The sequence below is a fragment of the Flavobacterium silvaticum genome (assembly GCF_012911565.1).
In the GTDB taxonomy this organism is placed as follows: Bacteria; Bacteroidota; Bacteroidia; order Flavobacteriales; family Flavobacteriaceae; genus Flavobacterium; species Flavobacterium silvaticum.
Genome location: NZ_JAAMPU010000099.1, coordinates 89,710 through 115,465, shown reverse-complemented (window position 1 = coordinate 115,465; position 25,756 = coordinate 89,710). Strand labels below are relative to the sequence as shown.

At 45.1% G+C, this 25,756-nt stretch carries 24 protein-coding genes; 17 read left to right on the top strand and 7 right to left on the bottom strand.

Annotated features, from left to right (window positions below; translation table 11 throughout):
- Positions 1 to 53: 53 nt before the first annotated feature.
- From G6047_RS04200 to G6047_RS04180, 5 genes are all read right to left on the bottom strand, one after another.
- Positions 54 to 2,438: a sodium-translocating pyrophosphatase gene (locus tag G6047_RS04200; protein WP_169526230.1), complete on the bottom strand. Its 2,385-nt coding sequence runs from the start codon at positions 2,436 to 2,438 to the stop codon at positions 54 to 56.
- Between the two features lie 91 nt (positions 2,439 to 2,529).
- Positions 2,530 to 3,129 carry a DNA-3-methyladenine glycosylase family protein gene (locus G6047_RS04195; RefSeq protein WP_169526229.1) on the bottom strand — a complete coding sequence of 200 codons (600 nt, stop codon included), beginning with the start codon at positions 3,127 to 3,129 and terminating at the stop codon, positions 2,530 to 2,532.
- Between the two features lie 221 nt (positions 3,130 to 3,350).
- Complete coding sequence (locus G6047_RS04190; protein ID WP_169526228.1) at positions 3,351 to 5,843, bottom strand: DUF5686 and carboxypeptidase-like regulatory domain-containing protein; 2,493 nt, start codon at positions 5,841 to 5,843, stop codon at positions 3,351 to 3,353.
- Positions 5,844 to 5,901: 58 nt separating this feature from the next.
- Positions 5,902 to 6,882, bottom strand: a complete 981-nt coding sequence (locus G6047_RS04185) for a pyruvate dehydrogenase complex E1 component subunit beta (protein ID WP_169526227.1) — start codon at positions 6,880 to 6,882, stop codon at positions 5,902 to 5,904.
- Between the two features lie 147 nt (positions 6,883 to 7,029).
- Positions 7,030 to 7,851 (bottom strand): alpha/beta fold hydrolase, encoded by an 822-nt coding sequence (locus tag G6047_RS04180; protein WP_169526226.1) that lies wholly within the window; start codon positions 7,849 to 7,851, stop codon positions 7,030 to 7,032.
- 265 nt (positions 7,852 to 8,116) lie between these two features.
- On the opposite strand from G6047_RS04180, the gene G6047_RS04175 reads away from it, so the two are divergent.
- The 11 genes from G6047_RS04175 (at position 8,117) to G6047_RS04130 (ending at position 17,004) form a co-directional block, all read left to right on the top strand.
- Entirely contained in the window at positions 8,117 to 8,620 is a 504-nt protein-coding gene (locus G6047_RS04175) for a hypothetical protein (RefSeq protein ID WP_169526225.1), read from the top strand.
- Complete coding sequence (locus tag G6047_RS16835) at positions 8,617 to 8,745, top strand: hypothetical protein (RefSeq protein ID WP_262887846.1); 129 nt, start codon at positions 8,617 to 8,619, stop codon at positions 8,743 to 8,745. The genes G6047_RS04175 and G6047_RS16835 overlap by 4 nt, the downstream gene beginning before the upstream one ends.
- Positions 8,746 to 8,927: 182 nt before the next feature.
- On the top strand, positions 8,928 to 9,674 hold the full coding sequence (locus G6047_RS04170; protein ID WP_169526224.1) for an electron transfer flavoprotein subunit beta/FixA family protein: 747 nt from the start codon (positions 8,928 to 8,930) through the stop codon (positions 9,672 to 9,674).
- 147 nt (positions 9,675 to 9,821) lie between these two features.
- A complete protein-coding gene (locus G6047_RS04165; protein WP_169526223.1) occupies positions 9,822 to 10,787 on the top strand; it encodes an electron transfer flavoprotein subunit alpha/FixB family protein in 966 nt (321 codons plus the stop codon).
- Positions 10,788 to 11,036: 249 nt separating this feature from the next.
- Entirely contained in the window at positions 11,037 to 11,402 is a 366-nt protein-coding gene (locus tag G6047_RS04160; protein WP_169526222.1) for an FG-GAP repeat domain-containing protein, read from the top strand.
- Entirely contained in the window at positions 11,320 to 12,414 is a 1,095-nt protein-coding gene (locus G6047_RS04155; protein ID WP_169526221.1) for a T9SS type A sorting domain-containing protein, read from the top strand. Before G6047_RS04160 ends, G6047_RS04155 begins: the two co-directional genes overlap by 83 nt.
- Before the next feature lie 210 nt (positions 12,415 to 12,624).
- Positions 12,625 to 13,605 carry a hypothetical protein gene (locus G6047_RS04150; protein ID WP_169526220.1) on the top strand — a complete coding sequence of 327 codons (981 nt, stop codon included), beginning with the start codon at positions 12,625 to 12,627 and terminating at the stop codon, positions 13,603 to 13,605.
- A gap of 109 nt (positions 13,606 to 13,714) precedes the next feature.
- A complete protein-coding gene (locus G6047_RS04145; protein ID WP_169526219.1) occupies positions 13,715 to 14,329 on the top strand; it encodes a bifunctional nuclease family protein in 615 nt (204 codons plus the stop codon).
- Between the two features lie 304 nt (positions 14,330 to 14,633).
- Complete coding sequence (locus G6047_RS04140; RefSeq protein ID WP_169526218.1) at positions 14,634 to 15,458, top strand: thymidylate synthase; 825 nt, start codon at positions 14,634 to 14,636, stop codon at positions 15,456 to 15,458.
- 195 nt (positions 15,459 to 15,653) lie between these two features.
- A complete protein-coding gene (locus tag G6047_RS04135) occupies positions 15,654 to 16,571 on the top strand; it encodes an energy transducer TonB (protein WP_169526217.1) in 918 nt (305 codons plus the stop codon).
- Positions 16,572 to 16,620: 49 nt separating this feature from the next.
- Positions 16,621 to 17,004 carry a DoxX family membrane protein gene (locus tag G6047_RS04130; RefSeq protein ID WP_169526216.1) on the top strand — a complete coding sequence of 128 codons (384 nt, stop codon included), beginning with the start codon at positions 16,621 to 16,623 and terminating at the stop codon, positions 17,002 to 17,004.
- A gap of 55 nt (positions 17,005 to 17,059) precedes the next feature.
- Here the strand turns inward: G6047_RS04130 and G6047_RS04125 are convergent, their stop codons facing one another.
- On the bottom strand, positions 17,060 to 17,356 hold the full coding sequence (locus G6047_RS04125) for an isoamylase early set domain-containing protein (RefSeq protein WP_169526215.1): 297 nt from the start codon (positions 17,354 to 17,356) through the stop codon (positions 17,060 to 17,062).
- Between the two features lie 232 nt (positions 17,357 to 17,588).
- Here G6047_RS04125 and G6047_RS04120 point away from each other — a divergent pair, with 232 nt between their 5' ends.
- From G6047_RS04120 to porT, 3 genes are all read left to right on the top strand, one after another.
- Complete coding sequence (locus G6047_RS04120) at positions 17,589 to 18,071, top strand: dihydrofolate reductase (protein WP_169526214.1); 483 nt, start codon at positions 17,589 to 17,591, stop codon at positions 18,069 to 18,071.
- 601 nt (positions 18,072 to 18,672) lie between these two features.
- Positions 18,673 to 19,413 carry a bifunctional demethylmenaquinone methyltransferase/2-methoxy-6-polyprenyl-1,4-benzoquinol methylase UbiE gene (gene ubiE, locus G6047_RS04115; protein ID WP_169526213.1) on the top strand — a complete coding sequence of 247 codons (741 nt, stop codon included), beginning with the start codon at positions 18,673 to 18,675 and terminating at the stop codon, positions 19,411 to 19,413.
- A gap of 1 nt (position 19,414) precedes the next feature.
- Complete coding sequence (porT, locus tag G6047_RS04110; protein WP_169526212.1) at positions 19,415 to 20,119, top strand: type IX secretion/gliding motility protein PorT/SprT; 705 nt, start codon at positions 19,415 to 19,417, stop codon at positions 20,117 to 20,119.
- Positions 20,120 to 20,205: 86 nt separating this feature from the next.
- Here the strand turns inward: porT and G6047_RS04105 are convergent, their stop codons facing one another.
- Positions 20,206 to 20,931 (bottom strand): TrmH family RNA methyltransferase, encoded by a 726-nt coding sequence (locus G6047_RS04105; RefSeq protein WP_169526211.1) that lies wholly within the window; start codon positions 20,929 to 20,931, stop codon positions 20,206 to 20,208.
- A 40-nt stretch (positions 20,932 to 20,971) separates the two neighbouring features.
- Between G6047_RS04105 and tamL the strand changes: the two genes are divergently transcribed.
- From tamL to accD, 3 genes are all read left to right on the top strand, one after another.
- Positions 20,972 to 23,533 carry a translocation and assembly module lipoprotein TamL gene (tamL, locus tag G6047_RS04100; RefSeq protein ID WP_211165375.1) on the top strand — a complete coding sequence of 854 codons (2,562 nt, stop codon included), beginning with the start codon at positions 20,972 to 20,974 and terminating at the stop codon, positions 23,531 to 23,533.
- An 81-nt stretch (positions 23,534 to 23,614) separates the two neighbouring features.
- Entirely contained in the window at positions 23,615 to 24,682 is a 1,068-nt protein-coding gene (gene fbaA / locus G6047_RS04095) for a class II fructose-bisphosphate aldolase (protein ID WP_169526210.1), read from the top strand.
- 78 nt (positions 24,683 to 24,760) lie between these two features.
- On the top strand, positions 24,761 to 25,615 hold the full coding sequence (accD, locus tag G6047_RS04090) for an acetyl-CoA carboxylase, carboxyltransferase subunit beta (protein ID WP_169526209.1): 855 nt from the start codon (positions 24,761 to 24,763) through the stop codon (positions 25,613 to 25,615).
- Positions 25,616 to 25,756: the final 141 nt, after the last annotated feature.

Sequence of the window (25,756 nt, the reverse complement as noted above, 5' to 3'; positions counted from 1 at the left end):
AAAAAGGAGCAAACTGTTTGTTCGCTCCTTTTTATTTTGTCAACACAACATGATTATTTCGTTATGGAGTCAATTTTTGCGGTTACTTCTTCTTCTGTGCCTGTGAAGACCTTTTCAGTTGATACTCCGTCCTTTGAAATTTTGACAGTTGCTTTCGCCATGCCGTCTTTAATAGATTGTTTAATCGTCACGCTCTCTTTGTGTTCGATAGTCTGGGCAGGCATTTCTACTGCCATCGGTTCTGGTGTTCTTGCTTCAGATGTATGTCCGCCACCCAAGATTGGGGCAATGACCAGACCAACCAGACAAGTGAGCTTGATAAGAATGTTCATGGACGGGCCAGACGTATCTTTAAAAGGATCTCCAACCGTATCACCGGTTACGGCCGCCTTGTGTGCATCTGAACCTTTAAATGTCATTTCACCGTTGATCATCACTCCGGCTTCGAAAGATTTTTTGGCATTATCCCAAGCTCCGCCAGCGTTGTTCTGAAATACAGCCCAAAGCACCCCAGACACGGTAACGCCGGCCATATACCCCCCGAGCATTTCGGCGATAAGCTGGTTGTTGTCGGCATAAACCAATTTACCGATCAATACGATAGCGATTGGAAAACCTATAGTGAGAACGCCTGGCAACATCATTTCACGCAACGCAGCTTTGGTAGAAATCTCGACGCATTTTCCGTATTCGGGTTTTCCGGTTCCTTCCATGATTCCCGGAATTTCCTTGAACTGGCGACGTACTTCGTATACCATATCCATCGCGGCCTTTCCGACCGAATTCATAGCCAAAGCAGAAAATACCACCGGAATCATTCCGCCCACAAAAAGCATTGCCAAAACCGGAGCCTTAAAAATGTTGATTCCGTCGATATCCGTAAAAGTTACATAAGCGGCAAACAAGGCCAATGAAGTAAGCGCTGCAGATGCAATCGCGAAACCTTTTCCTGTTGCTGCAGTGGTATTACCAACCGAGTCAAGAATATCGGTACGTGTACGGACTTCTTTTGGCAATTCGCTCATTTCTGCAATTCCGCCGGCGTTATCGGAAATCGGCCCGAAAGCATCGATGGCCAGCTGCATAGCCGTAGTCGCCATCATCGCGGAAGCAGCCAATGCCACTCCGTAGAAACCTGCCAATGCATAAGAACCCCAGATTGCCGCCGCAAAAAGCAACACGGTTGGAAAAGTCGAAATCATACCGGTTGCCAAACCTGCAATAACATTGGTTCCTGCTCCGGTTGACGATTTCTGGACGATGGCAAGCACTGGTTTTGTGCCCAGACCTGTGTAATATTCAGTTACCGATGAAATAGCTCCACCTACGAAGAGGCCGACCAACGTAGCCCAGAAGACCCGCATGGAAGAAATATCCTGAAGGCCTTCACCAAAGAAAGTCATCTTCATGGTTTCAGGAAGCATATGTTTAACAAGGAAGAAACACGCTACGGCAGTCAATACAATGGAAACCCAGTTTCCTATGTTCAAAGCGCCCTGCACTTGTTTTTCCTTGGCGTCGTTACTTGAAATTTTCACGAGCATCGTCCCTATTATCGAGAACAAAATACCGAATCCGGCAATCGTGATAGGCAATAAGATTGGACCGATCCCGCCAAAAGCATCTTCGATTTTTCCGCCCATATCTTTGATGACATAATTTCCGAGAACCATAGCAGCAAGGACCGTCGCCACATAAGACCCGAACAAATCGGCGCCCATACCGGCCACGTCACCAACATTATCCCCAACATTATCAGCGATTGTAGCCGGGTTACGCGGATCGTCTTCCGGAATTCCGGCTTCAACTTTACCTACAAGATCCGCCCCGACGTCGGCAGCTTTGGTGTAGATTCCACCACCGACGCGTGCGAACAAGGCGATAGATTCCGCTCCAAGCGAGAAACCGGCAAGTGTTTCAAGTACTACGGTCATGTCTTCTGTCGAAGTCCACGAACCTTTCATGAAATAATTGAAGAAAATGATAAAGAAACCGGTAAGGCCCAAAACCGCCAGACCGGCAACGCCCAATCCCATGACCGTACCGCCTCCGAAAGAGACTTTCAATGCCTGCGGAAGGCTCGTACGCGCCGCCTGTGTTGTACGGACATTGGTTTTAGTGGCTATCTTCATTCCCATATTCCCCGCCAAAGCCGAGAAAAAAGCTCCGAAAATAAAGGCCACCACAATAAGTATATTCGTAGTTGGAACTATATATGAAATGGCTGCCAAGGCAACGCTTGCGCCTACAACAAAAAGTGCAAGCAATTTATATTCGGCTTTCAAAAAGGCCAGTGCGCCTTCATAGATGAAATCTGAAATCTCTTTCATCTTTCCGTCACCCGCGTCCTGTTTGAGAACCCACGAACGTTTTGCAGACATGAAAGCCAGGCCGAGGAGAGCCATGAAAATAGGCACATATACCATAAATTTTTCCATAAAGTGTTTAGATTATTTTAACGTTAACAGCCAAAAATAGCAAAATTTCTATAACGTTATCGCTCCCTCTAAAATTTAAACCCTCAATTCATTACAGATGGTCTTTCCGTTTGCGTTTTGAGAGGTAATGATACCACAAAATAAACGATGCCATGCTGCGATATGGTTTCCAATTCTCACCCAGAATACGCATTTCTTCAGGGTCGTGAATGTCGTATAATTCTTTGATGGCGCTGCGGATGGCGATATCGCCTATTGGCAATACATCTTCGTGTTGCATGCAGAACATCAGGTAGACCTCAACCGACCAATTCCCTACTCCTTTTACGGCGAGAAGTTCTGTTGTAATTTCTTCGGGCGATTTGGTTTTGAACGATTCGAAGTCGAGTGAACCAGAAGTTACACGTTGCGCCAGGTCTTTTATATAAGTGGTTTTTTGGCGCGATACACCGCAGGCTCGGAAAACCTCATCAGGTGTTTCAAGGACAACTTTTGGAGTGAGTTGGCCGAGTTCGTTCTCCAGCTTTTTATAGGTGGCTTTTGCCGATGCAATGGAAACCTGTTGCTCCAATATGATATGGCAAAGGGCTGCGAATCCCTGTTCGCGTTTTGGTATGGACGGAATACCGTACGTGTCGATTACGGCTTTGAGGATTCTGTCGGTGGATAAGAAGTCTATTGATTCTTTCATGATGATGTTCTAGCCCTAATGCGAGTGTAAAGCCGCGAGCAGGAAATTTCGAGCGGTTGTTGGCAAAAAAGAGCGACGGCAGAAGCTCCTTTTTTGGCTTACAAACCACCGGAATTTACGCGAGTGCTTGAAACGGGCAGCAGGAACCAGCTCCTAGATATTACTATTAGGCTGTGTAATATCTTCCGATCTTTTGAACTTCCGAACCACGAACTTCCGATCTAGAAATAAAACCCAAAAGACCCCTTAACCGCAAAAGCCCTCGCATCCGGCAAGTCCAAATAGTTGCCGCGCCACGAGAAATCGAGACGGAAAACCTTGAATATGTTCCCGATGCCGAAGCCGTATTCGTAATAGAAATCTTCCGGTGCGCGATAGACCACATTACTTGCATTGATGCGCCGGTTGTCGTCTGAAATGGTTCCGTACACACCGCGGAAACCAATAATCTCGCGCAGGTTGAGCTTTCGCAAAGCCGGCACGCGGGCAAACAGTTTTCCCTGGAAATTGTGCTCGTAATGGACCGTCACATATTGATCTGACAGGAATTCGTAGTAATTGAGGTTCTGGAACGTATTGTCGATCTGGAAATAAGACTGGTTTCCGGGAATGATACTCATAAGGCCGAGCGGTACGGTTCCAAATGTCTTTCCGAATTCCGTGGTCAGGTAGGAACGTCCGATGGCTCCTATAATAATTGGCTGGCGGAAATAAAACTGCACTTTGCGATAGTCGAAATCACTATCGAGAATCCCTTTCACCCCCGATTGGAAATTGACGAAAAAGCGGCTGTACGGCGCATCGACGATATTGCGTTCCACTCCGTAACCGATGTTCTGGCGACGCGGTGTCCAGTCCAGCATTACGTTGAATTCCGCCTGGCTCAAATCACCCTTAATTACACCTGGTGTAGAAGCAGTAGGCAACGTTTCGTAATAATCGAGGCTAAAGGTCTCCGATGCCGTGCGAAGCGTTCGGTAGGAAGCGCCCGCAGAAATGACGACATTCTTATATGGCTCGAAACTGATGCCTAAGGTAGTAAGGTTGACATTGGTAAGTTTTCCGTTACTGCCCGACGAAAATAGGGAAGACGATGCGAAACTACGGCCCAGGACATCGTTGCTTGTCGTCAGGCTTACCCCGATCTGTTCCACATCACGCCTGTTTCCGGCCGAAATAATGACGCGGCTTTTTTTGTCGATCATCCATTTGCCCGAGGCACCGTACTTGAATTTGTTGTCGCCGAAACCGTAAGCGAGATAGCCTTCGAGACGCCAAGGATCGTTTTGCCCGAAGTAGGTCCTGCCGCCCGTCCGGAGTCGTATTTTCTCCACATCGTTATACCCGAAAGTGGAGAAAATAGGGCCGTAATCGAACTTGCCGTAATTGATATAACCGCTTCCGAGGATTTCGACCGTATTGTAAATGCGTTTGAACTTCTTGACCGTCTTTAGCGTATCGAGCATTTTGTAAACGCCTTTTTCGTCTTTGTTGAGTTCTTCAAAACGATTGGCGTCCCAGTATTCATCGGGCTTTTGATAAATGCTCTCGTCCACGTAATTGACATCTTTTTTATAGAATTCGTCGGGCTTTTCGAGATTGAATTTATGGTTGCGGTACATGGTGGTGCGTTTGCCGTAGACGCCTTTGGACTTTTCGCGCTTCGAGAACGCAAAGTCGCTCATCATATAATCTTTCGTCAGCAGGAAAACCGAATCGTTGACCACATCGAACTCCTGCTCGATGTAAATATCCTTGACCCAGTTGATGTTGGCACTTTTGGTCGCGGCCATTGTGATTTTCTTAATGGCGAACGTCGTATCGGCTACCCAGAAATCTCCTTTGAACGTGAGCTCGCTCGGACGGCGCGGATAGAATACGATATTAAAGCAGCGTTTGTTGTCGATGTAAGCGGTATCGGCCAACACATAATTATACACGTCGATACCGGTTCTTGACAACGGACTCGTAAAACTCTTGTCGAAGAACAAAAGATAGTTGTCGTAGATGTTGTATTCGGAATAAAGATCCTTGATGAACGCTTCGATTTGTTGGTTGCCCTGAAAGCCCGAATTCTTGCTGGCCTTTACGATTTCTTTTTTCTTGTTGGTTTTGTTGTCGCCGTAAACGTCTGAGAGCTTTTCATTGATGAATATGGGCAGATAGGTTTTTCCGGTAACGCTCGATGTATCGACATGGTCGAAGATGAATTCCATGCCTTTCCAGATTTTCTGCTTTTTGAAAGCACTGTCGATGGAGTTCATATCGAATTCGACTTTCTCATACTTCTGCATCTGATACTGATCGAACATATACAGGCCGTTCTTTCGTTTGCGCTCCCAGATTTTTCGCAAAATATCGAGTGCCGGATTGTTCTTTTTGGACGTCTTGCCGGTATAGACTTTTACTTCGGCCAATTGATTTCCACCGCTTAACTTAATCTTGAAATCGTAATTGACGGCTTTTGGCAACGGAACTTCTTTGGTATCGTAGCCTACGAATGACACGACTATCGATTTGAACGTCTGGTCGCTTTCGAGGTAGAATCTTCCGTCTTCATTCGTTACCGTCCCAATAGTAGTTCCACGAACACCGATGCTAGCGTATGGAACCGGCAATCCTTCATCGTCAACCACAATTCCGCTGACTTTGGTTTGGCTTATTGCCGATAGTGTAAGGAGAAAAAATATAAGACTTAGGAGATTCCTGACCATGATAAAAAGAAAGACTCCGCCTTTTCCGACGGAGTCTCAAATATAACGTAAGTATTTCTTATTTCTTGTACAGAACTTTTTTGACTGCTTTGACTACATCCTGTGCGTTCGGCAACCATTCTTTGAGCAAGGTCGGCGAGTAAGGCGCGGGCGTATCGGCAGTGGTGATACGCTGGATTGGCGCATCAAGATAATCGAAGGCACGTTCCTGTACCATATAAGTGATTTCAGATGCTACAGATGCAAACGGCCAGGCTTCTTCTAAAACTACAAGCCTGTTTGTTTTTTTGACAGAAGTCAGAATCGCTTCATAATCCATCGGACGCACCGTACGCAAATCGATCACTTCAATCGAAATACCTTCCTTTTCCAATTCTTCGGCAGCCGTCAAAGCTTCTTTGATGATCTTTCCGAAAGAAACAACGGTCACGTCTTTTCCTTCGCGCTTGATATCGGCAACACCAAGTGGAATAGTGTATTCTCCATCCGGCACTTCACCTTTATCGCCGTACATCTGCTCCGATTCCATGAAAATGACCGGGTCGTTGTCACGGATAGCCGATTTCAACAAACCTTTCGCATCATAAGGCGTCGATGGAACAACCACTTTCAAACCTGGCGTATTGGCAAACCAGTTCTCGAAAGCCTGTGAATGCGTTGCGCCCAATTGTCCCGCAGAAGCAGTCGGGCCTCGGAAAACCATTGGCATAGGGAATTGCCCGGCAGACATCTGGCGCATTTTAGCGGCGTTGTTGATGATCTGGTCAATCCCAACCAAAGAGAAGTTAAATGTCATGAATTCCACGATTGGACGATTGCCGTTCATGGCAGAACCTACTGCGATACCAGCGAATCCAAGCTCGGCGATTGGCGTATCGATGACACGCTTTGGCCCAAATTCATCAAGCATTCCTTTAGAGGCTTTGTAGGCACCGTTGTATTCGGCGACTTCCTCACCCATTAGATATATCGATTCGTCGCGGCGCATTTCCTCGCTCATGGCTTCACAGATGGCTTCGCGGAATTGGATTGTTTTCATGAATTATCTCAATTTTGAATGGCAAAAATAAGGTTTTTTGTCAGTGCACAAAAACGAAATCACATTCTTTTATACCGAAACCTCTGGAATGCAAAAAGCTGCCAATGACTCGCATTGACAGCTTGCTCTATGAAGATTTACTTTCTGTTACGACTGGATGAATTCCAGCAGGTCTTTGTTGATCGTAGCGGCTTCGGTAGTAGGCATTCCGTGCGGAAATCCCGGATATGAGATCAGCTTTCCGTTCTTGACAAGTTTTACAGCTTTGACGGCTGTAAGTTCAAACGGCACGATCTGATCGTCTTCTCCGTGCAATACAAGCACCGGAATATCGACGCTTTTGAGATCTTCTGTAAAATCTGTTTCAGAAAAAGCTTTCACACAGGCAACATGCGCATTGATGCCTCCCATCATTCCCTGACGCCACCAATTATCGCGGACGCCTTGTGATTCCTTGGCTCCATCCCGGTTGTAGCCGAAAAAAGGAATCGTGAAATCCCTGAAATACTGCGGCCGGTTTGTTGCCGTATTTTCACGGATCTCATCAAACACTGATATGGGCACTCCATCCGGATTATTATCTGTCTTGACCATGATTGGCGTAACGGCGCTGATAAGCACCACTTTAGCCACGCGCCCTTTTCCGTATTTGGCAGCGTAACGGATTGCTTCTCCGCCTCCGGTAGAATGGCCTATGTGGACTGCGTTTTTCAAGTCGAGGAATTCCGTGAGTTGTGCCACATCGGACGCATACGTTTCCATTTCATGACCTTCTGAAGTCTGGGTCGAACGCCCGTGGCCGCGTCTGTCGTGTGCAATTACGCGAAAGCCTTTTTGAACGAAGAACTGCATCTGGTTATCCCAATCATCTCCGGACAAAGGCCAGCCGTGATGGAATACAAGTGGTTGTCCTGTTCCCCAGTCTTTGTAGTATAGTTCGGTTCCGTCTTTTAGTTTTAGTGTGCTCATGTTTTATGTGGTTTATCAATTAGCTCCCTAAGTTAAGTCTTTTTACTGATTGGCTTATTTTTGAATAGAATAGGAAACTGTTAATTTTAGACTCCCCGGATTCCATAAAAATGTTTCTTCAAAAGCACTTCTAATCTTCTTATTTGAGGCGTTCAATGCAGAATAAACTATCAGATATACCGCAATCCCCATATTTACAACAAAAAACTCCTGCCCTCCTTGGTTTTACATTGGAAACCATATATTTACATACATCCTTGAATTTATGAGCAGACACATATACATTTGTGCGACCTTATTTCTTTTATTCGTGACATCAGGATTTGCACAAGCATTCCCTACTGACAGGAAAGAAGGACCAGACATTCACGACAGACGTTTCTACCTGTTTAAGACCTTTGAAGACTACAAACAGGACAATGGCGAACATATAGGTAATTTCCGCACCTACAACCACGGAGTCGACAGAAACGGCACGCGACTTTACGTGGAGCCGGACGAACAAACCTGCATCATTGTTTATGACCAGGGCAATTGGGGTTTCCAGATAGGCGAACTCGTATTCCGGACTACGGAAAAGAATGGCCTTCCCTTGCGTATGCTAGGTAAATACAACAATAAGATATTGTACCTGAACTGCAGGATCGACCTTGCAAAAATTGCCAATAACAGCAATGAAGGAACAGCTTTTGGCGAAGAAACACAGTTTTTTATTCCGACACGCCCACGAGCGAAGTATTCAAACTTTCGAAACTGGAGAAGGCTGTGAAGCAAGATTCTTCTTATGCACCTTTATTTGAATGCCTTAAACAGGCCAAAAAGGAACGAAAGGACGAAGATGAGTTCAGCGAAAAAAGACGTTGCCTGATTTCGTTCGCCGATGAAATCGATTAAGCAATCACAAAAAATTGAAAGTTCTCCAAAAACAAATCCGGCTGGCCGTTTTTTCATCTGATAAATTTCGCAAGCATTACGAAATCGATATAATACTCAAAATTATTATGCACGCATAGTACATTTTAGAAATTAAATTTTTACCTTCGGCGACGAAAATCCACTTTTTAATTCTTTTAAAAATGAAAATATTAGTCTGCATCAGCCACGTGCCTGATACAACTTCCAAAATCAACTTTATCAACGGCGATTCTGAATTCGACACAAACGGCGTTCAGTTCGTAATCAATCCGAACGATGAATTCGGATTGACACGCGCCATTTGGTTCCAGGAACAACAAGGTGCCAACGTTACGGTTGTCAACGTAGGCGGTCCTGAGACAGAAGCCACTTTGAGAAAAGCATTGGCAATAGGCGCAAACGAAGCGATTCGTGTAAACGCCCAGCCAACAGACGGTTTCTTTGTAGCGACACAATTGGCCAAGATTATTGCCGATGGTGGATACGACTTAGTAATCGCAGGGAAAGAATCTCTCGATTACAATGGCGGAATGGTTCCGGGAATGCTTGCGGCTTTGACCGGAGCTAACTTTGTGAATTCGTGCATCGCCATTACTGTTGACGGAACTTCGGTAAAAGCAACACGCGAGATCGACGGCGGAAAAGAAACGCTTTCCACTTCACTGCCACTGATTGTTGGCGGACAAAAAGGAATCGTCGAAGAAAAAGATCTCCGCATCCCCAACATGCGCGGCATCATGACAGCCCGTACAAAGGCGCTGACCATTGTGGAACCCGTAAGCACTTCTACGGAAACCAAATCGGTGAAGTTTGAAAAACCGGCTCCAAAAAGCGCGGTGAAATTGTTTACCGTTGATAACCTGGATGAGTTGGTGAACGTGCTGCACAACGAGGCGAAAGTGATTTAAAGGTTTGAAGTTCGAGGCTTAGTCTTCCAATCTTCCGAACCATCAACTTCCGAACCATCAACTTCCGAACTAAAAAATAAAACTGGCCGATTGTAATCCTTTTATTCCTTACGATCTTCCGAACCATTAACTTCCGAACTAAAAAATATGTCAATCTTAATATACGCAGAATCTGCAGAAGGAAAATTCAAGAAAGTGGCTTTTGAACTGGCTTCCTACGGGAAAAAAGTGGCCGAAGCGCTTGGAACTACCGTTACCGCCGTTACCGTAAACGCATCAGATGTTTCGGAATTGGGCAAATACGGAGTCGATAAAGTATTGAAAGTGACCAACGACAAACTGGGATCGTTCAATGCAAAAGCTTACGCCGATGTAATAAAACAGGCGGCCGCAAAAGAAAATGTAAAATTGGTTTTACTGTCTTCCACTACAGACAGTTTATACCTCGCTCCTCTCGTTGCCGTTGGGCTTAACGCGGGTTATGCCTCGAATGTCGTTGGATTGCCATTGAGCACTTCACCTTTCCAGGTCAAGAGAAACGCCTTCTCGATGAAAGCTTTCAATGTGACCGAAATTGCTACCGATGTGAAAGTCCTTGGGCTTGCCAAAAACTCATATGGTGTCTTTGAAAGTACCGGAAATGCAGCAGCAGAAGATTTTTCTCCTTCTTTGAACGATGCTGATTTCTCTGTAAAAACAGAATCTGTCGAAAAAGCTTCCGGAAAAGTTACCATAGCCGATGCGGAGGTTGTCGTATCCGGCGGACGCGGTTTGAAAGGCCCTGAAAATTGGGGAATGCTCGAAGATTTAGCGGCTACTTTGGGTGCCGCGACAGCTTGTTCGAAACCGGTTTCCGATCTCGGATGGCGTCCTCACAGTGAACACGTTGGCCAAACCGGAAAACCTGTTGCGACGAATTTATATGTTGCAGTTGGCATCTCAGGAGCAATCCAGCATATTGCCGGAATCAATGCTTCCAAAGTAAAACTCGTGATCAACAGCGATCCGGAAGCGCCTTTCTTTAAGGTTGCCGATTATGGTGTTGTTGGGGATGCGTTTGAGATTGTCCCTAAGCTGAATGAGAAACTAAAGGCTTTCAAAGCGAATAACTAACACATTAACTTTTGATTAAATATAGAGGCCGTCCTTCGTGGGCGGCCTTTTGTTTTTTGTTAGAATTTGACATTTCATACAAAACGCTTACAGACTGAGCATCAACGTTTGTACGATGAGATGTTTCGCTTGTTCATCCGGAATCTTTAACCGGAATATTCGGTGTAGTTTTGAAAATATATTTTGTACGATTTTTTTTATAATCTGTGCAAGACATATATTTGCCGAACCTCTAAAACCCTCAATTATATGAAAAAAAAATTATGCTTATTGCTTATTGCCGCTCCTTTCTTCGGGAGCGCTTATGCACAAAATTTTGGTTCGCGAACCGTGCTTTCCGCGGCCAACGACAACGGTTACGTTCATGTTTTTTATGACATTGACAATGATGGTGACACGGATATCATCGTTGCAGCCACGTACGCCGATGAAGTGTTCTGGTACAAAAATCTCGGAAACAATACCTTTTCCACAAGAATACTCATCAATACCTCGCTTGATACCCCGAGCGATGTGGGACTTCTGGACGTGGATGAGGACGGAAAAAAAAGACCTGATCATTACACAGAATACGAACGTATCAGGTTCACTTTGCTGGATCAAGAACCTGGGTAGTGGCTTTTTCGGGGCCAAACAGGATTTTGCCACATCATCTGCCTACACGGGATTTACCATCGGCGATATGAACAATGATGGGAAAGACGACATCATCGTAGATCAGTTAAGCTCGGATTACCTGAGTTATTTCCGGAATGACGGAGCGGGCAATTTCACATCCTTCACGCAATTCTTTAACATTGACTACAACATCTACTCTATTGAATTTGCCGATCTCGACCAGAACAATAGCAACGACCTGATCCTATCTACCGGAGGTTCGAGCAGCAACAATAACATTTTCCGGCTGGAGAATGTCAACGACGCGTTTACACAAAGTTACGTGTACACGGCAACGGCGACTCCTTATATCTTCACCTCCCATGTTGTTGACTTTGACAACGACGGCCTCATGGATGTAGTGACCAACAGCTCCGACTGTTCGTTGTATTGGTTTAAGAATTTCGGGGCGAATGTGTATTCCAGCCTGAACCCCATCGGCTATAATTCGTGCGCGAACGGTGAAATGAGTTCGGTTGGCGACCTTAACCTGGACGGATACGCCGATCTGATCTATTTCAAGAACAATGATTTGTACTGGAGAGAAAATTTCCAAGGTACTCTGGCTGACGGAAACACCACAATCTCCATAGATGAGATTCCGGACAACATCCAAAGCACTACATTGGTAGACATTGACAACGACGGCGACCTGGACCTTTTCTACCGCACCTATGGCGAATTCGGATGGTTCAAGAACAACGCTGCCGAATTGTCCGTCCCGACGCAAACCGCAACGAAACTGACCGTTTTCCCAAACCCGGCGAAGAACACACTGAATATCACGGCTGCGAATGCATTCGAGGCATATACCATTGTTGACGTAACTGGAAAAGTCGTTGCACGCCAAACACTTTCCGCTCCTGCCAAGAATCAACAAATTGATTTGGGCAGCCTCAGTTCAGGGCTATATTTCCTGGAAATCCAATCTGGCACAACAAAATCTGCACAAAAATTCGTCAAGAATTAAGTTAAGGCGGCTTATTACAGAAATGGGCGCGGGGTAATTCCCGCGTTTTTTTTTGCTTCATCTGTCTATTATGCCTAAAACGGTTTTCCGCTCATCCGGTACGGAAGTCCGCGCTTTTTCAACGCAGATTCATCTGTCAGAATCAAGATGTCGCTTTTTTCTATACTTGCCCCGAAATCTTAAGCAAGTACCACCAACATTAAATTCGACATGAAAAAACTATCGATTCTCCTGTTACTCGTCTTTTCCGTAACCTCACAGGCACAGCTGGGCGCATGGATGGACAAAAAGGCCGATCAAAAAGCCGCTAAAGCCCGCGCCAATGCCCCGGACAAACCAACAGATGGCGTCACCAGCCCGATGCACCAGAAATACATGGGCAAAGTCGTTTTCTGCGCCACCGAAGACGGCCTGATGAAAGCCAAGGAAGACGAAACCAAATTCACCAACAAATTCACCCTGGGTGATCCGCTGGTATTCCGTGTATATATGGCCAACTCACTGGGCAATTACCTCAAGAGCCAGCAGTTCAATGGAACCCACGGCCGCTACTGGCTCCAGTTCACCCTGGACGACACTACGGTTTTCAAAGAATGGCTGGACACCCGTGCTTTCTCTGAGGAAGAAAAAAACAAGTGGACTACCTGGAAAGGGGCGCTCAAATCCCCGGACGGCGAAAACTTCCTCGGCATCATGCAGTTCAACGCTTTCGTAAAGGAAAACGAAGCGAAACTTATGCCGGGCGACCACAAACTCAAAATCGAGATCCTTCCGTATCAGGACTATCCGGAGCCGTTCACCGGTCCGGTCGTTGCCACGGGAGAACTTACCATGACCGTCAAAAATTCCGTAGTCGACAAAAACGATGCGCGTGCCTGTCTTCCGAAAGCGGTTATGACAGACAAGGCTCTCGAAGCCAAAATCCTTGCAGCATTCAAAGCACAGGGCTGGAAAGAAGTACCCAAAGAAGTGCGCATCACGAGTAAATGGACTATCGTCCGAAACGAATACACCGGCGTTATCCTGTCCCGTTACGTGGAAGCTTACATAGGATCGACACGCGATGGCAAATGCTTAAAGCAGTCGTTCAATTTCCATCAGGACCATGACGGATCCGGATTCATGGATGACGTCTACCTCAAAGGCATCGGCAGCCAGTACGATATTCCGTGTGGGTGCATGAAACCCTGACAGACCGAATTGAAATAATTTATCAGCTATACTGGAACGCGCGGGCAAAGGTCTGCGCGTTCTTTTTTTATCCCTTGCACAATTAAATCGCAATCGTACCTTTGCACCTATGAGTTTAGTGAAGTTAACGATAAAAGGAATCTCGTACAGCCAGACCCAAAACGGAGCGTACGCTTTAATCCTGAACGAAGTAGACGGCGACCGCAAGCTTCCGATTGTAATTGGCGCTTTCGAGGCACAGTCCATAGCGATTGCCCTCGAGAAAGAAATCCGTCCGCCGCGTCCGTTGACCCACGACCTGTTCAAGAATTTCGCCGACCGTTTTGACATTGTAGTCAAACAGGTCATCATCCACAAACTCGTCGATGGCGTTTTCTACTCAAGCATCATCTGCGAACGCGACAAGATCGAGGAAATCATCGACGCACGGACTTCCGATGCCATCGCTCTGGCCTTGCGTTTCAATGCGCCTATCTTCACATATAAAAACATCCTTGACAAAGCCGGTATTTTCCTCAAAGTCAACGAATCTGACGAAAAGCCGGAAGATGTTTTGTCTTCTCCTGAAACCTTCGGACTTGGCGAAGAATCGAACCAATCCGGAGAAACCTACAACAAACACAGTCTCGCCGAACTCCACGAATTGCTTGAAGGTGCGGTTAAGGACGAGGATTATGAAAAGGCCGCAAAACTTCGGGACGAGATTTCACGCAGGGAATCTTAATTTATTTTTTATTCGAATCTGGCTCAACTAAAAAATAATCAATATTTTTTGGGCGTTGCGCCGGCTATAATCTTTCAAGTTATATAAACGTTCATGTAGCCGTCGCCAGGCTGACCCGCTCATATCTTTGCTCGTTCCTCACAAAGGATAACCGCTCGCATCCCTAACGCGAACATTTTCAATCTGAACCAATTTTTACAAAAAAGAAAAATCGAATTGTTGAAAAAACACAGGAAATTTCGTTTCAACAACTCGTCAGCCGCAAAGTCAATTTCAATACTTTAGCCTGACAAGAAAATTCAAGATGAAACAATACCACGACCTCGTAAAACATGTGTTAGAACATGGCGTCCAGAAAGGCGACCGCACCGGAACAGGAACCAAAAGTGTTTTCGGTTACCAGATGCGTTTCGATTTGAGCGAAGGTTTCCCAATGGTGACGACCAAGAAGCTGCACCTTAAATCTATCATTTACGAATTATTGTGGTTTCTTAAAGGCGATACGAATATTGGTTACCTTAAGGAAAACGGAGTCAAAATCTGGGATGAATGGGCCGACGAAAACGGCGACCTCGGGCCGGTTTACGGACACCAATGGCGCAACTGGAACAGCGAGGAAATTGACCAGATTTCAGAATTGATAGAAACGTTAAAGATAAACCCAAATAGCCGCCGCATGCTCGTTTCAGCATGGAACCCGAGCGTGTTGCCAGATACTTCTGTTTCGTTTGCTGATAATGTGGCCGAAGGAAAAGCCGCGTTGCCACCTTGCCACGCATTCTTCCAGTTCTATGTAGCCGAGGGAAAATTGTCGTGCCAATTGTACCAACGCAGCGCCGATATTTTTCTGGGCGTTCCATTCAACATTGCCTCTTATGCACTTTTGACCCTGATGATCGCCCAGGTTGTCGGGTTGGAAGCCGGCGAATTCATCCATACGTTTGGCGACGCACATATTTACAACAACCACTTTGAACAATTGGAATTGCAGTTATCACGTGACCCACGTCCGTTGCCGACGATGAAACTGAATCCGGATGTCAAGAATATCTTCGATTTTACGTTTGACGATTTTACGCTGTTGGATTATGATCCGCACCCGCATATCAAGGGAGTGGTGGCGGTTTGATTTATTGGTTATTTTTATTTCCTAGTGCCGATTTTACCCAACTGCCCTAGCCCGGATTGAGCGGCTAGCTTTTGGAACAGTTGCGCCCGCAATTTCGCTCATGCGGCAGCGACCAACGGAAGCTGGCGGATGTGCTGAAATTGCAGTGTAAATGAACAAAACTAATAGCGGAAGCCGGATTAGCTTCAAAAACCTATGAGATATATAGCCTTCTTTTGTTTATTCTTTTTTCAGCTGGCATCGGCACAGGACAAGACATTCTATCTCGATGATAACCTGATGCCGGCTTCAAAGGAAGCTGCTACGTTTTACCGAGTGGTGAAAGATTATGAAAAAGAGCAGCCGACTTATACGTTCCAGTTGTTCTATAAAACCGGAAAACTGAAACAGGAAGCCATAAGCACGAACCGCGATGTGGAAAAATTCGAAGGCCAATTGCTCGCGTATTACGACAACACTCAGATTGAAAAAACCGAAATGTACCGGAACGGCAAAAAGGACGGTGTTTGCAAAACCTGGTATCCGAACGGAAGCAAACATCTGGAAGGCTTTTACACCTATGACGGCAAACAGGAATTGTTGCATGTTACGAAATTCTGGGATCCAAAAAAAATCATGACGGTGTCCGAAGGAAACGGCGTGTGTGAATTCGTTACCGAAAACCTGACTGAAAAAGGCCCTGTCGTTAACGGACTGCGCGACGGAAACTGGACAGGAAACCATGTTGGCCCTGATTATTCCTTTACGGAAGATTATGAAAAAGGCGTTTTAAAAGGCGGCGTAAGTACCGATACCGACAACAAAAAATACCTGTATGTGGAACTTGAAGTAAAGCCCGAGCCTCAGGACGGATTGAATAAATTCTATGAGTACATTGGCAAAAACTTCAAACCCGCAAAAAAGCCGGAAAAAGACGGCAAAATCATCCTTGCTTTCATAGTCAACAAGCAAGGAACGCTTGAAGACATCAGTATCTATAAAGGATTGGATGCGGATCTTGATGCCGAAGCGATACGGGTATTGTCCAAATGCGACAAATGGAAACCGGCTCTGCAGCGAGGCGTTCCGGTTCGCGCAAAATACATGCTTCCCATCAGCATACAAAAACCCTGATAAGATAAATTGCTTACCTTAGTTCGTGTTTAACCAAAAATAGAAACGAATGAAAATTGCAGCAGTTATTGTCAGGCTCTTATTGGGAGCTATGTATGTGTTTGCATCGGTGAGCTTTTTCCTGATGAATCCGGCAGATATGCCAAAAATGGAAGGCGCGATACAAAAGGTAAACGAAGGCTTTGGAGCGACGGTTTACTTATTCCCGCTCGTAAAAGTATTGGAATTGCTTTGCGGATTATCCCTGGTAACTGGATTTTTCGTGCCGTTGTCGGCAGTGGTTATTTTACCGATTACCATCAACATTTTCCTATACCATTGTTTCCTGACACCAAGTCCGGACCAGCTTGTGGTTCCTGCGTTGATGCTGATCGCGAATATTTTTATACTGATACACAAACGCGACCATTACAAAGCGATTTTTGTAAAGTGACACTCGCTACCGATGAATTCTATAAAAAAAACGCCCCTGTTTCAGAGGCGTTTTTTTATGTATTGAGGACGCTGTTTTCTGCTCCGGCAAAATCATTCCAACGGCTTCCGTCGGCTTCCGGTTCTGAAACATAATCTCCGTCCACTAAATATTTGAATTCAAAAGATCCGTCTTTCGGAAGGTCGAAAGCACCTTTGAATGTACCGTTCTTTTGTTTGGCAAGTGCTCCGGCTTCGGCACTCCAATCATTGAAATCCCCAACTACCGATACTGTTTGCGCTTCTTTGGCTTCGATGCTGAAAGTCACTTTGCAAACCGGCTTTGTCTTGGTAAACGTTTTTTTGATAGCCATAACTGATTCATTGTTAGAATTATGATGCAAAGGAAAGATATTTGTCAATAAGTTCCGGATTCGACGATAATTATTAAAGAATATTTATCATTTTCCTAAAATCACAAGATATTCTTTAGCTTTTACATTTTCGCATTCGTTGTAGTTCATTGTGAAAACGTTTTCCCATTTCAGATTTTACAGACAGTATTCCCATTTTCAATTCGTAGTTTTACTAGCTGAACTTTACCTTATGATAGTGCTTATTGCCGCTGCGGCCCAAAACAACGCCCTTGGAAAAGACAACCAGTTATTATGGCATTTGCCTGATGATTTCAAGCGGTTCAAGGAACTGACTTCGGGTCATTATATCATTATGGGGCGCAAGACTTTTGAAAGTTTCCCCAAGCCTTTGCCTAACAGAACACATGTTATCATCACACGCCAAAAAGGCTACAATCCGGAAGGATGCATTGTGGTCCATGATATGGAATCGGCGCTTGAAGTTTGCCCAAAAGACCAGGCTGTTTATGTAATTGGCGGAGGTGAAATCTACAATCTGGCCCTGCCATATGCCGACAGGATAGATCTTACCCGCGTACATGCCTCTTTTGAAGCCGATGCTTTTTTTCCCGAATTCGACCCCACACAATGGAAACTGGTGAGTTCCGTGCCACACGAGGCCGACGAACGCCATGCACAATCTTTTACGTTTGAGACCTGGGACAGAATGTAACGACTTGCGTTTAGCGCAAAAAAAAACATCTGCCAAAAAGCAGATGTTTGCATTATTTACGCGGCTGTTTTCTAACTAACTGACAGTACCTGATAACTCAATAGTACAATTACCGCCAAAAGGATTATCCCTGTGAGGAAGACCAATGTATTGCAAAACCGCTGTGAAAATCGTTCAAAAAAGCCCTTAATACCAAATACCACGAAGATACTAAAGACAAAAAAAACTAAAATTTCCAAAAACAAACTTACCCCTAAGAACGTGTTTGAGGCAGACTCCGGGGTAAGAAGGAGCCGATGCCCATTGTTGAGGATTTTCACGAGAAAAAGCGCCAGTACCAAAGAAAGCACTAACCACTTAATTTCGCTGAGGAATGATTTTGTAACCACAGCCTTTAAATTAATGCATCGGTAAATTTCCGTATATATATAAGCTAGCGCAATCCCTATATTTAGGTATATTTTTTTTATCCCTGAAATCAGGGATATGGATATTGGATATTTTTATTTTTTATTCCGAACTAACCCGTATAAAATTCCAATAGCAGTTTTAACCGTTATCTGTTAACCGTTCACCGTTAACTCTTATATTTGCCGCAACAATGAACGACAGCTCCAACATAACGCCCTATAAAGATTCCGGCCTGGGCAAAAAAGAACAGGTCACTCAAATGTTCGACACTATTTCCGGGGAATACGACGGACTCAACCGTGTCATTTCACTGGGTATCGACAAGAGCTGGAGAAGGAAAGTGGTCAAGACCATCCTGGAATGGAATCCTGAAGATTTGCTCGACATTGCTACAGGGACAGGTGATTTAGCCATATTATTTGCCGAAAAAAGCAACATCAAAGAAATCACCGGCCTCGATCTTTCTGACGGAATGCTTGAAGTGGGACGCAAAAAAATCGCCCAAAAGAATCTTTCCGACCGTATCAAAATGATACAAGGCGATTCAGAAAACCTGCCGTTTGAGAATCATTCGTTCGATGCCATCACCGTCGCTTTCGGGATCCGAAACTTCGAAAACCTCGAAAAAGGCCTTACTGAAATATTGCGTGTCCTGCGCCCGGGCGGAATTCTCGTAATCCTCGAAACATCAGTACCTGAAAAATTTCCTTTCAAACAAGGCTATCAATTTTACGGAAGCGCCATACTCCCAATCATTGGGAAATTATTTTCAAAAGACAAATCGGCATACGGTTATTTATCGCAATCGGCAGCCGCGTTCCCTCATGGGGAAAGGCTGAACAATATTTTGCGCAAAATCGGGTTTATAGACGTGGAAGCCGCGCCCCAGACATTAGGCGTCGCCACCATTTACTCCTGCTTCAAGGAATGATATGAAAAAATTAGTTGCTCTTTTTTTCCTGGCTTTTGCCATTCCAACCTGCGCTCAAGGCCCGACCGGAACTTTCGGAAACGACCCGATCATACACCTCGAAAACTTCGATAAACAACGTGTACATTGGGGTTATTTCCTCGGATTCAATATTTATGATTTCAAGTTCGAATACAAAAACCCCGGAGCGGATATACAGGCTTCAAGAACCACAGGTTTCAATGTTGGTCTTGTTGGGGATTTACGATTGATGGAATACCTCGACCTTAGGTTCGAACCAGGTTTATATTACACCCAACGCAATTTGGTATTCCCCGGATTTACAGAAGAACTCGATGCCAATCGCGAAGTACGATCTACTTACATCCATTTTCCGTTATTGCTTAAATTCTCGGCAAAACGCACCGGAAATGTGCGCCCCTATTTGGAAGCCGGAGTTTCACGCACGCTGAATCTCGCGAGTAATTCCAAATCGAAAGAAGACAACACCGAACAGCGTTTCCGTATGAAGCAATGGACCAATAATTACGAGATTGGCTTTGGTATTGACTTATATCTGGAGTACTTTAAATTTTCACCTTCCATCCGCGGTGTATTCGGAATCGACAATGAAATAATCCCGGACAACGACCCGAACAGTCCCTGGACGTCGAATATTACCTCAATGAAAACACGGGCGGTTTTTATCAACTTTACGTTTCATTGATATTTGTTGATGTGTTCATTTGTTGATTTGAAAATATCGCTTGCGTCGATCAATTATTAATTATTAATCGTTAATTATTAATTGAACTACTTCCTTCGGAACTCACTTAAAACAATCGCCGTCGCCGTCGCCACATTCAAGCTTTCCGTTTGTTGTAAATTGCCGAATCTTGGTATTGAAATGCGTTCAGTCGCGAGCTTTTCAATTTCGGCAGAAATTCCATTCGCTTCATTTCCCATTACGATGATCCCGCTTGACGGCAACTCTTGTTCGTAGATATTTTTTCCATCCATGAATGTCCCGAAAATTGACATTTCGCTTTGGATCAAAAAAGTCGTCAAATCTGAATAGACTATGTTTACACGTGAAAGTGAACCCATCGTGGCCTGGACTACTTTTGGGTTATAGATATCGGCAGTTCCGGGTGAGCAAACCAGTTGGTTGATTCCGAACCAATCGCACAATCTTATAATCGTCCCTAAATTCCCGGGATCTCGAATTTCATCCAACGCCACGATCAATCCAGAATATTCCACGGGTTTTGCATCTGGCATTTCAAAAACCGCAAGGCAGTTATTTGCCGTGGAAAGCGCCGTCATTTTAGACAATTCAGCCGCTGTGACATATTCTGTTTCAATCTTTGGAAATTCCCCGAATAAAGTTTCGGTCACATAAATCGCCTCCACTTTAAAACCGGCAAGCAGCAGTTCAGAAATCACCTTGACACCTTCTGCCGTAAAGCGTTTTTCCTGCTCGCGGTACTTTTTGAGTTTAAGCGACGTTATGCGCTTTATCTGGTTTTTGCTTACCATTGCATTTTGAACTATTTTTGGCCTAAATCTTTGAGTCGTTTTGAAACATGCCCCAGCAAAAGTAGCGTTAATTATCCTTACAGTGCTGCTTGCATTTTCCTGTGATTCGGTGAGGCGCGTTCCCAAAAGCCAAAAATTGCTTACCAAAAACGAGTTTGTCGTCAACGGCAAAAAGTCGAATACGGAGGAACTCGAAAACCTCATGGTTCGTAAACCCAATTCAGATTTGCTCGGATACAGACTTCGGCTCAACCTATACAATCTGGCCAATCCAAACCCCGACTCTACGTTTAAGGCGAAATTCAGCGGCAACCCACGCAAATACGAACGATTGTCTACCATCTTATCTAAAAAGCAGGTAGCGCGTCTGGGCAAATCCTTTTATTATTATGGCGTGCACGAAATGCTTCGCAAAGTTGGAGAACCGCCGGTGATCGTAGACCAGAAAAGCATCGACAAATCTGTGTTGCGTCTTAAAGGACATTATTTCAACAAAGGTTTTTTCAATGCAAAAATCAGCGCAGCCATAGATTCGACGGCACCCAAAAAGGCAAAAGTGGTGTATACGGTTACCACGAGCGAGCCTTATATTCTGGATTCATTGACGCAAAGCATCAGTTCCCCCATATTGGATTCGATGTTTCAGGCGACCAAAGAGGCGTCGGCACTAAAAAGCGGAAAACAATTCAACAGTGAAGATTTCGATGCCGAGAAACTGAGGCTCAACACTTTATTCCGCAACAACGGGATTTTTCATTTCCAGCAGAATTATGTCAAATATGACATCGATACGGTAGACACGGGACACAAGGCGCATTCGGAAATGATTATCGATGACTACACCTACCGCGTTGGCGATTCCACCTATTCGATGCCGTTCAAAAAATACAAGGTCAGCCAGGTCAATATCTACACCGATGCCACTTTGGGTAAGAATAAGGAAAACATAAAGGACAGCGTCACCTATAATAATTTCAACCTCTACGCCTACCAAAAACTCAAATATCGGCCAAAAGCGATTACAGACGCCGTCTTTATTGCTCCGGGAAGCACCTTCGCCGACTGGCGTACTACGGTTACATCGCGCTACCTGAGTAACCTGCGGGTTTTCAATTATCCTACGATCCAATATCAGGAAGATCCGCGCGACCCAAAAGGAGAATCGCTCATTGCGAACATTTTCCTTGTTCCGAGAAAAAAATACAGCTTTGGAGCCAGCCTTGACGTGACACATTCCAATATACAGGATTTTGGTATTGCGGGCTCGACATCGGTAACAATCCGGAATGTATTCAACGGAGCCGAAACACTCGAACTTTCTGCGCGCGGCAACATAGGCTCTTCCAAGGATTTGGCCAACCCGAACGACAGTTTCTTTAACGTATCTGAATACGGGGGCGATTTAAAGCTTTCGTTTCCTCGTGTATTGCTGCCGATCAAAACCGAAAGCATCCTTCCCAAACGCATGATTCCGTCAACGGTAATCAGCCTTGGCTATGCCAAACAACAGAACATCGGGCTTGACAAACAGAATTTCACGAGTTCATTTGCCTATTCATGGACACCGAAACGTTTCAACAGCGCCCGTTTCGACCTGTTCAATATCCAATATGTAAAGAACCTGAATCCTGGGAATTATTTCGAGGTCTATAAATCCTCTTATGATGCGTTGAATAAAATTGCACAGGACAATTCGGCAAACGTCAACCCGGCCTATTTCAACTCGGACGGAAACCTCATCATCGAATCCGGAACTACGGGTTTTACGACGGATGCCTTAGGTGCTTCCGATGCGATTCCATTAAGCAGTTCCGATTACAGCACTGTCCGGAGCATTGAGGAACGCCGCCAGCGTCTGACCGAAAACAACCTGATTTTCGCTTCAAGCTTCAGTTATTCGATGACGACGAAAACAGATCTGCTGGACAATACATTTTATTCGCTTCGGACCAAAATCGAGTCGGCCGGAAATTTCCTCTCGGTCATAGCCAGCGCATCCAAGCAGCTTAAAAACCAAAACGGGAACAACACCATTTTTGACATCGAATATTCACAATACTTAAAAGGCGAACTCGAATACATCAAGCATTTTGACCTCGGACGCAAAAAAGTCCTGGCCATGCGTGCTTTTGGCGGAGTTGCAATTCCGTACGGAAACGCGAACAGCATTCCGTTTTCCCGAAGTTATTTTGCCGGTGGATCCAATGACAACCGCGGCTGGCAATCGTATGCACTTGGCCCCGGAACAAGCGGAGCGGTGAATGATTTTAACGAAGCCAACATGAAAATCGCACTCAATGCCGAGTTCCGTTTCCACTTGTTCGGCGATTTGTATTCGGCTTTCTTTGTGGATGCGGGCAACATCTGGAACGTGCTGGACAATGTGGAAGACGAACGCTATACCTTCAATGGTTTGTCATCACTGACCGATCTGGCCATTGGTTCCGGAGTTGGTTTCCGTTATGACTTTACCTTTTTTGTCGTCCGTCTCGATGTTGGATTCAAAACCTACGAACCATCCATATACGAAGGAAGCAAATGGTTCCGCAATTACAACCTGTCCAAATCTGTTTTGAACATCGGTATCAATTATCCTTTCTGACACGCATTTGAAAGGGAATCAAAAAACAAAGTCGCATTTGATATAATTGCTTATTTTTACACCCTTAAAATTAGACAAAACATGGCCCATAACATCAAACCCGGTGTGGCTACCGGCGATCAGGTACAGGAAATCTTCCGGTACGCTAAAGAAAAAGGCTTCGCACTTCCGGCTGTAAACGTAACCGGATCTGACACGATCAACGGAGTTCTTGAAACCGCTGCCAAGCTAAAAGCACCTGTAATTATCCAATTTTCCAACGGAGGTGCCCAATTCAACGCCGGAAAAGGTTTGTCTAACGACGGACAGCATGCATCTATCCTTGGAGCAATTGCCGGAGCAAAACACATCCACACGTTGGCTGAAGCTTACGGAGCTACCGTAATTCTCCACACAGACCATTGTGCCAAAAAATTACTTCCTTGGGTCGATGGCCTTTTGGACGCCAGTGAGAAACATTTCGCCGAAACCGGAAAACCGTTATTCTCATCTCATATGCTCGACCTTAGCGAAGAGCCGATGCACGAAAACATCGAAACCTGCAAAACCTATCTGGAAAGAATGTCCAAAATGGGCATGACACTCGAAATCGAACTTGGAATTACGGGTGGCGAAGAAGATGGCGTCGATAATTCAGGTGTCGATCATTCGGAATTGTATTCTACGCCGGAAGATGTGGATTACGCTTTCTCTGAACTGAGCAAAGTATCGCCGCGTTTTACCGTTGCTGCTGCCTTTGGAAATGTCCACGGCGTGTACAAGCCTGGTAACGTGAAGCTGACTCCTACAATCCTTCGCGATTCACAGGATTATATCCAACAAAAACACAACCTTGACAAAAACCCGGTAGACTTTGTATTCCACGGAGGTTCAGGTTCTACGGTCGAGGAAATCCGCGAAGCAATCTCTTACGGAGTGATCAAAATGAACATCGATACCGATTTACAGTTTGCTTTGACTGAAGGAATCCGCGATTATATGGTGGACAAGATCGACTACCTGCGTACCCAGATTGGAAACCCGACAGGTTCCGACGCGCCGAACAAGAAGTTCTACGACCCACGCGTATGGCTTCGTGAAGGTGAAAAGACATTCAACAAACGTCTGGAAGAGGCTTTCGCCGATTTGAACAACGTAAACGTTTTATAATTAACAATGAATAATTAATAATGAATAATTATCCAGGTTTTAATTGTTCATTATTAATTAGTAATTATTCATCAAACTATGGCTTGGTTTAAAAGAACGGAAAAAGGAATACAGACCGCGACCGAAGACAAAAAAGACGTTCCGAAAGGTTTGTGGTATAAATCGCCGACAGGAAAAATCATCGATTCAGACGAGTTGGCCCGCAACCTATACGTAAGCCCTGAAGATGATTTCCATGTCCGCATCGGAAGCAAGGAGTATTTCGAGATTTTGTTCGACAATAACGAATTCACCGAACTCGACAAGAACATCACTTCTAAAGACACGCTCCATTTTGTCGATACCAAAAAATACAGCGATCGATTGAAAGATGCCCAGGAAAAAACCAAACTCAAAGATGCCGTACGCACGGGGGTTGGAAAATCCAAAGGCAAGGATTTAGTGATTTGCTGTATGGACTTTGCGTTCATAGGTGGTTCGATGGGTGCCGTTGTAGGCGAAAAAATCGCAAGGGGAATCGACCATTCGATCAAGAACCGCATTCCGTTTTTGATGATCTCGAAATCTGGAGGCGCGCGTATGATGGAAGCGGCATATTCACTGATGCAGCTTGCCAAAACATCTGCAAAACTGGCCCAGTTGGCCGACGCCCAGATTCCGTATATCTCACTTTGTACAGATCCCACTACGGGCGGAACTACGGCTTCTTATGCCATGCTTGGCGACATCAACATCTCTGAACCGGGAGCGTTGATAGGATTTGCAGGACCGCGTGTGGTTAAGGATACTACCGGAAAAGATTTGCCGGAAGGTTTCCAGACCGCAGAATTCGTTTTGGAACACGGTTTCCTCGATTTCATTACACCCCGTAAGGAACTTAAGAACAAGGTAAACCTGTTCCTTGATTTGATCCAGGATCAACCGATACGATAATTTCCCGGAAAATACATTTCAAAAGCCGACTTTTAAAAGTCGGCTTTTTTATTCCCGATAGGTTCGGTTATCAAGACAGCCCTAGCCCGGACCAAAACGGATAGCCCACAGCCGGGAACAACATCATTTTAAACGAGAGAT

Excerpts from the sequence above, each read along its gene's own strand:
- G6047_RS04130 (WP_169526216.1), top strand. The coding sequence starts at position 16,621 with ATGAAAATTGCAGCAGTTATTGTCAGGCTCTTATTGGGAGCTATGTAT.
- G6047_RS04125 (WP_169526215.1), bottom strand. The coding sequence starts at position 17,356 with ATGGCTATCAAAAAAACGTTTACCAAGACAAAGCCGGTTTGCAAAGTG.
- G6047_RS04145 (WP_169526219.1), top strand. The coding sequence starts at position 13,715 with ATGAGTTTAGTGAAGTTAACGATAAAAGGAATCTCGTACAGCCAGACC.
- G6047_RS04165 (WP_169526223.1), top strand. The coding sequence starts at position 9,822 with ATGTCAATCTTAATATACGCAGAATCTGCAGAAGGAAAATTCAAGAAA.
- G6047_RS04190 (WP_169526228.1), bottom strand. The coding sequence starts at position 5,843 with ATGGTCAGGAATCTCCTAAGTCTTATATTTTTTCTCCTTACACTATCG.
- fbaA (WP_169526210.1), top strand. The coding sequence starts at position 23,615 with ATGGCCCATAACATCAAACCCGGTGTGGCTACCGGCGATCAGGTACAG.
- G6047_RS04170 (WP_169526224.1), top strand. The coding sequence starts at position 8,928 with ATGAAAATATTAGTCTGCATCAGCCACGTGCCTGATACAACTTCCAAA.
- G6047_RS04155 (WP_169526221.1), top strand. The coding sequence starts at position 11,320 with ATGAGGACGGAAAAAAAAGACCTGATCATTACACAGAATACGAACGTA.
- accD (WP_169526209.1), top strand. The coding sequence starts at position 24,761 with ATGGCTTGGTTTAAAAGAACGGAAAAAGGAATACAGACCGCGACCGAA.
- G6047_RS04175 (WP_169526225.1), top strand. The coding sequence starts at position 8,117 with ATGAGCAGACACATATACATTTGTGCGACCTTATTTCTTTTATTCGTG.
- G6047_RS04120 (WP_169526214.1), top strand. The coding sequence starts at position 17,589 with ATGATAGTGCTTATTGCCGCTGCGGCCCAAAACAACGCCCTTGGAAAA.
- G6047_RS04105 (WP_169526211.1), bottom strand. The coding sequence starts at position 20,931 with ATGGTAAGCAAAAACCAGATAAAGCGCATAACGTCGCTTAAACTCAAA.
- G6047_RS04135 (WP_169526217.1), top strand. The coding sequence starts at position 15,654 with ATGAGATATATAGCCTTCTTTTGTTTATTCTTTTTTCAGCTGGCATCG.
- G6047_RS04185 (WP_169526227.1), bottom strand. The coding sequence starts at position 6,882 with ATGAAAACAATCCAATTCCGCGAAGCCATCTGTGAAGCCATGAGCGAG.
- ubiE (WP_169526213.1), top strand. The coding sequence starts at position 18,673 with ATGAACGACAGCTCCAACATAACGCCCTATAAAGATTCCGGCCTGGGC.
- G6047_RS04140 (WP_169526218.1), top strand. The coding sequence starts at position 14,634 with ATGAAACAATACCACGACCTCGTAAAACATGTGTTAGAACATGGCGTC.
- G6047_RS04150 (WP_169526220.1), top strand. The coding sequence starts at position 12,625 with ATGAAAAAACTATCGATTCTCCTGTTACTCGTCTTTTCCGTAACCTCA.
- G6047_RS04200 (WP_169526230.1), bottom strand. The coding sequence starts at position 2,438 with ATGGAAAAATTTATGGTATATGTGCCTATTTTCATGGCTCTCCTCGGC.
- porT (WP_169526212.1), top strand. The coding sequence starts at position 19,415 with ATGAAAAAATTAGTTGCTCTTTTTTTCCTGGCTTTTGCCATTCCAACC.
- G6047_RS04180 (WP_169526226.1), bottom strand. The coding sequence starts at position 7,851 with ATGAGCACACTAAAACTAAAAGACGGAACCGAACTATACTACAAAGAC.
- G6047_RS04195 (WP_169526229.1), bottom strand. The coding sequence starts at position 3,129 with ATGAAAGAATCAATAGACTTCTTATCCACCGACAGAATCCTCAAAGCC.
- G6047_RS04160 (WP_169526222.1), top strand. The coding sequence starts at position 11,037 with ATGAAAAAAAAATTATGCTTATTGCTTATTGCCGCTCCTTTCTTCGGG.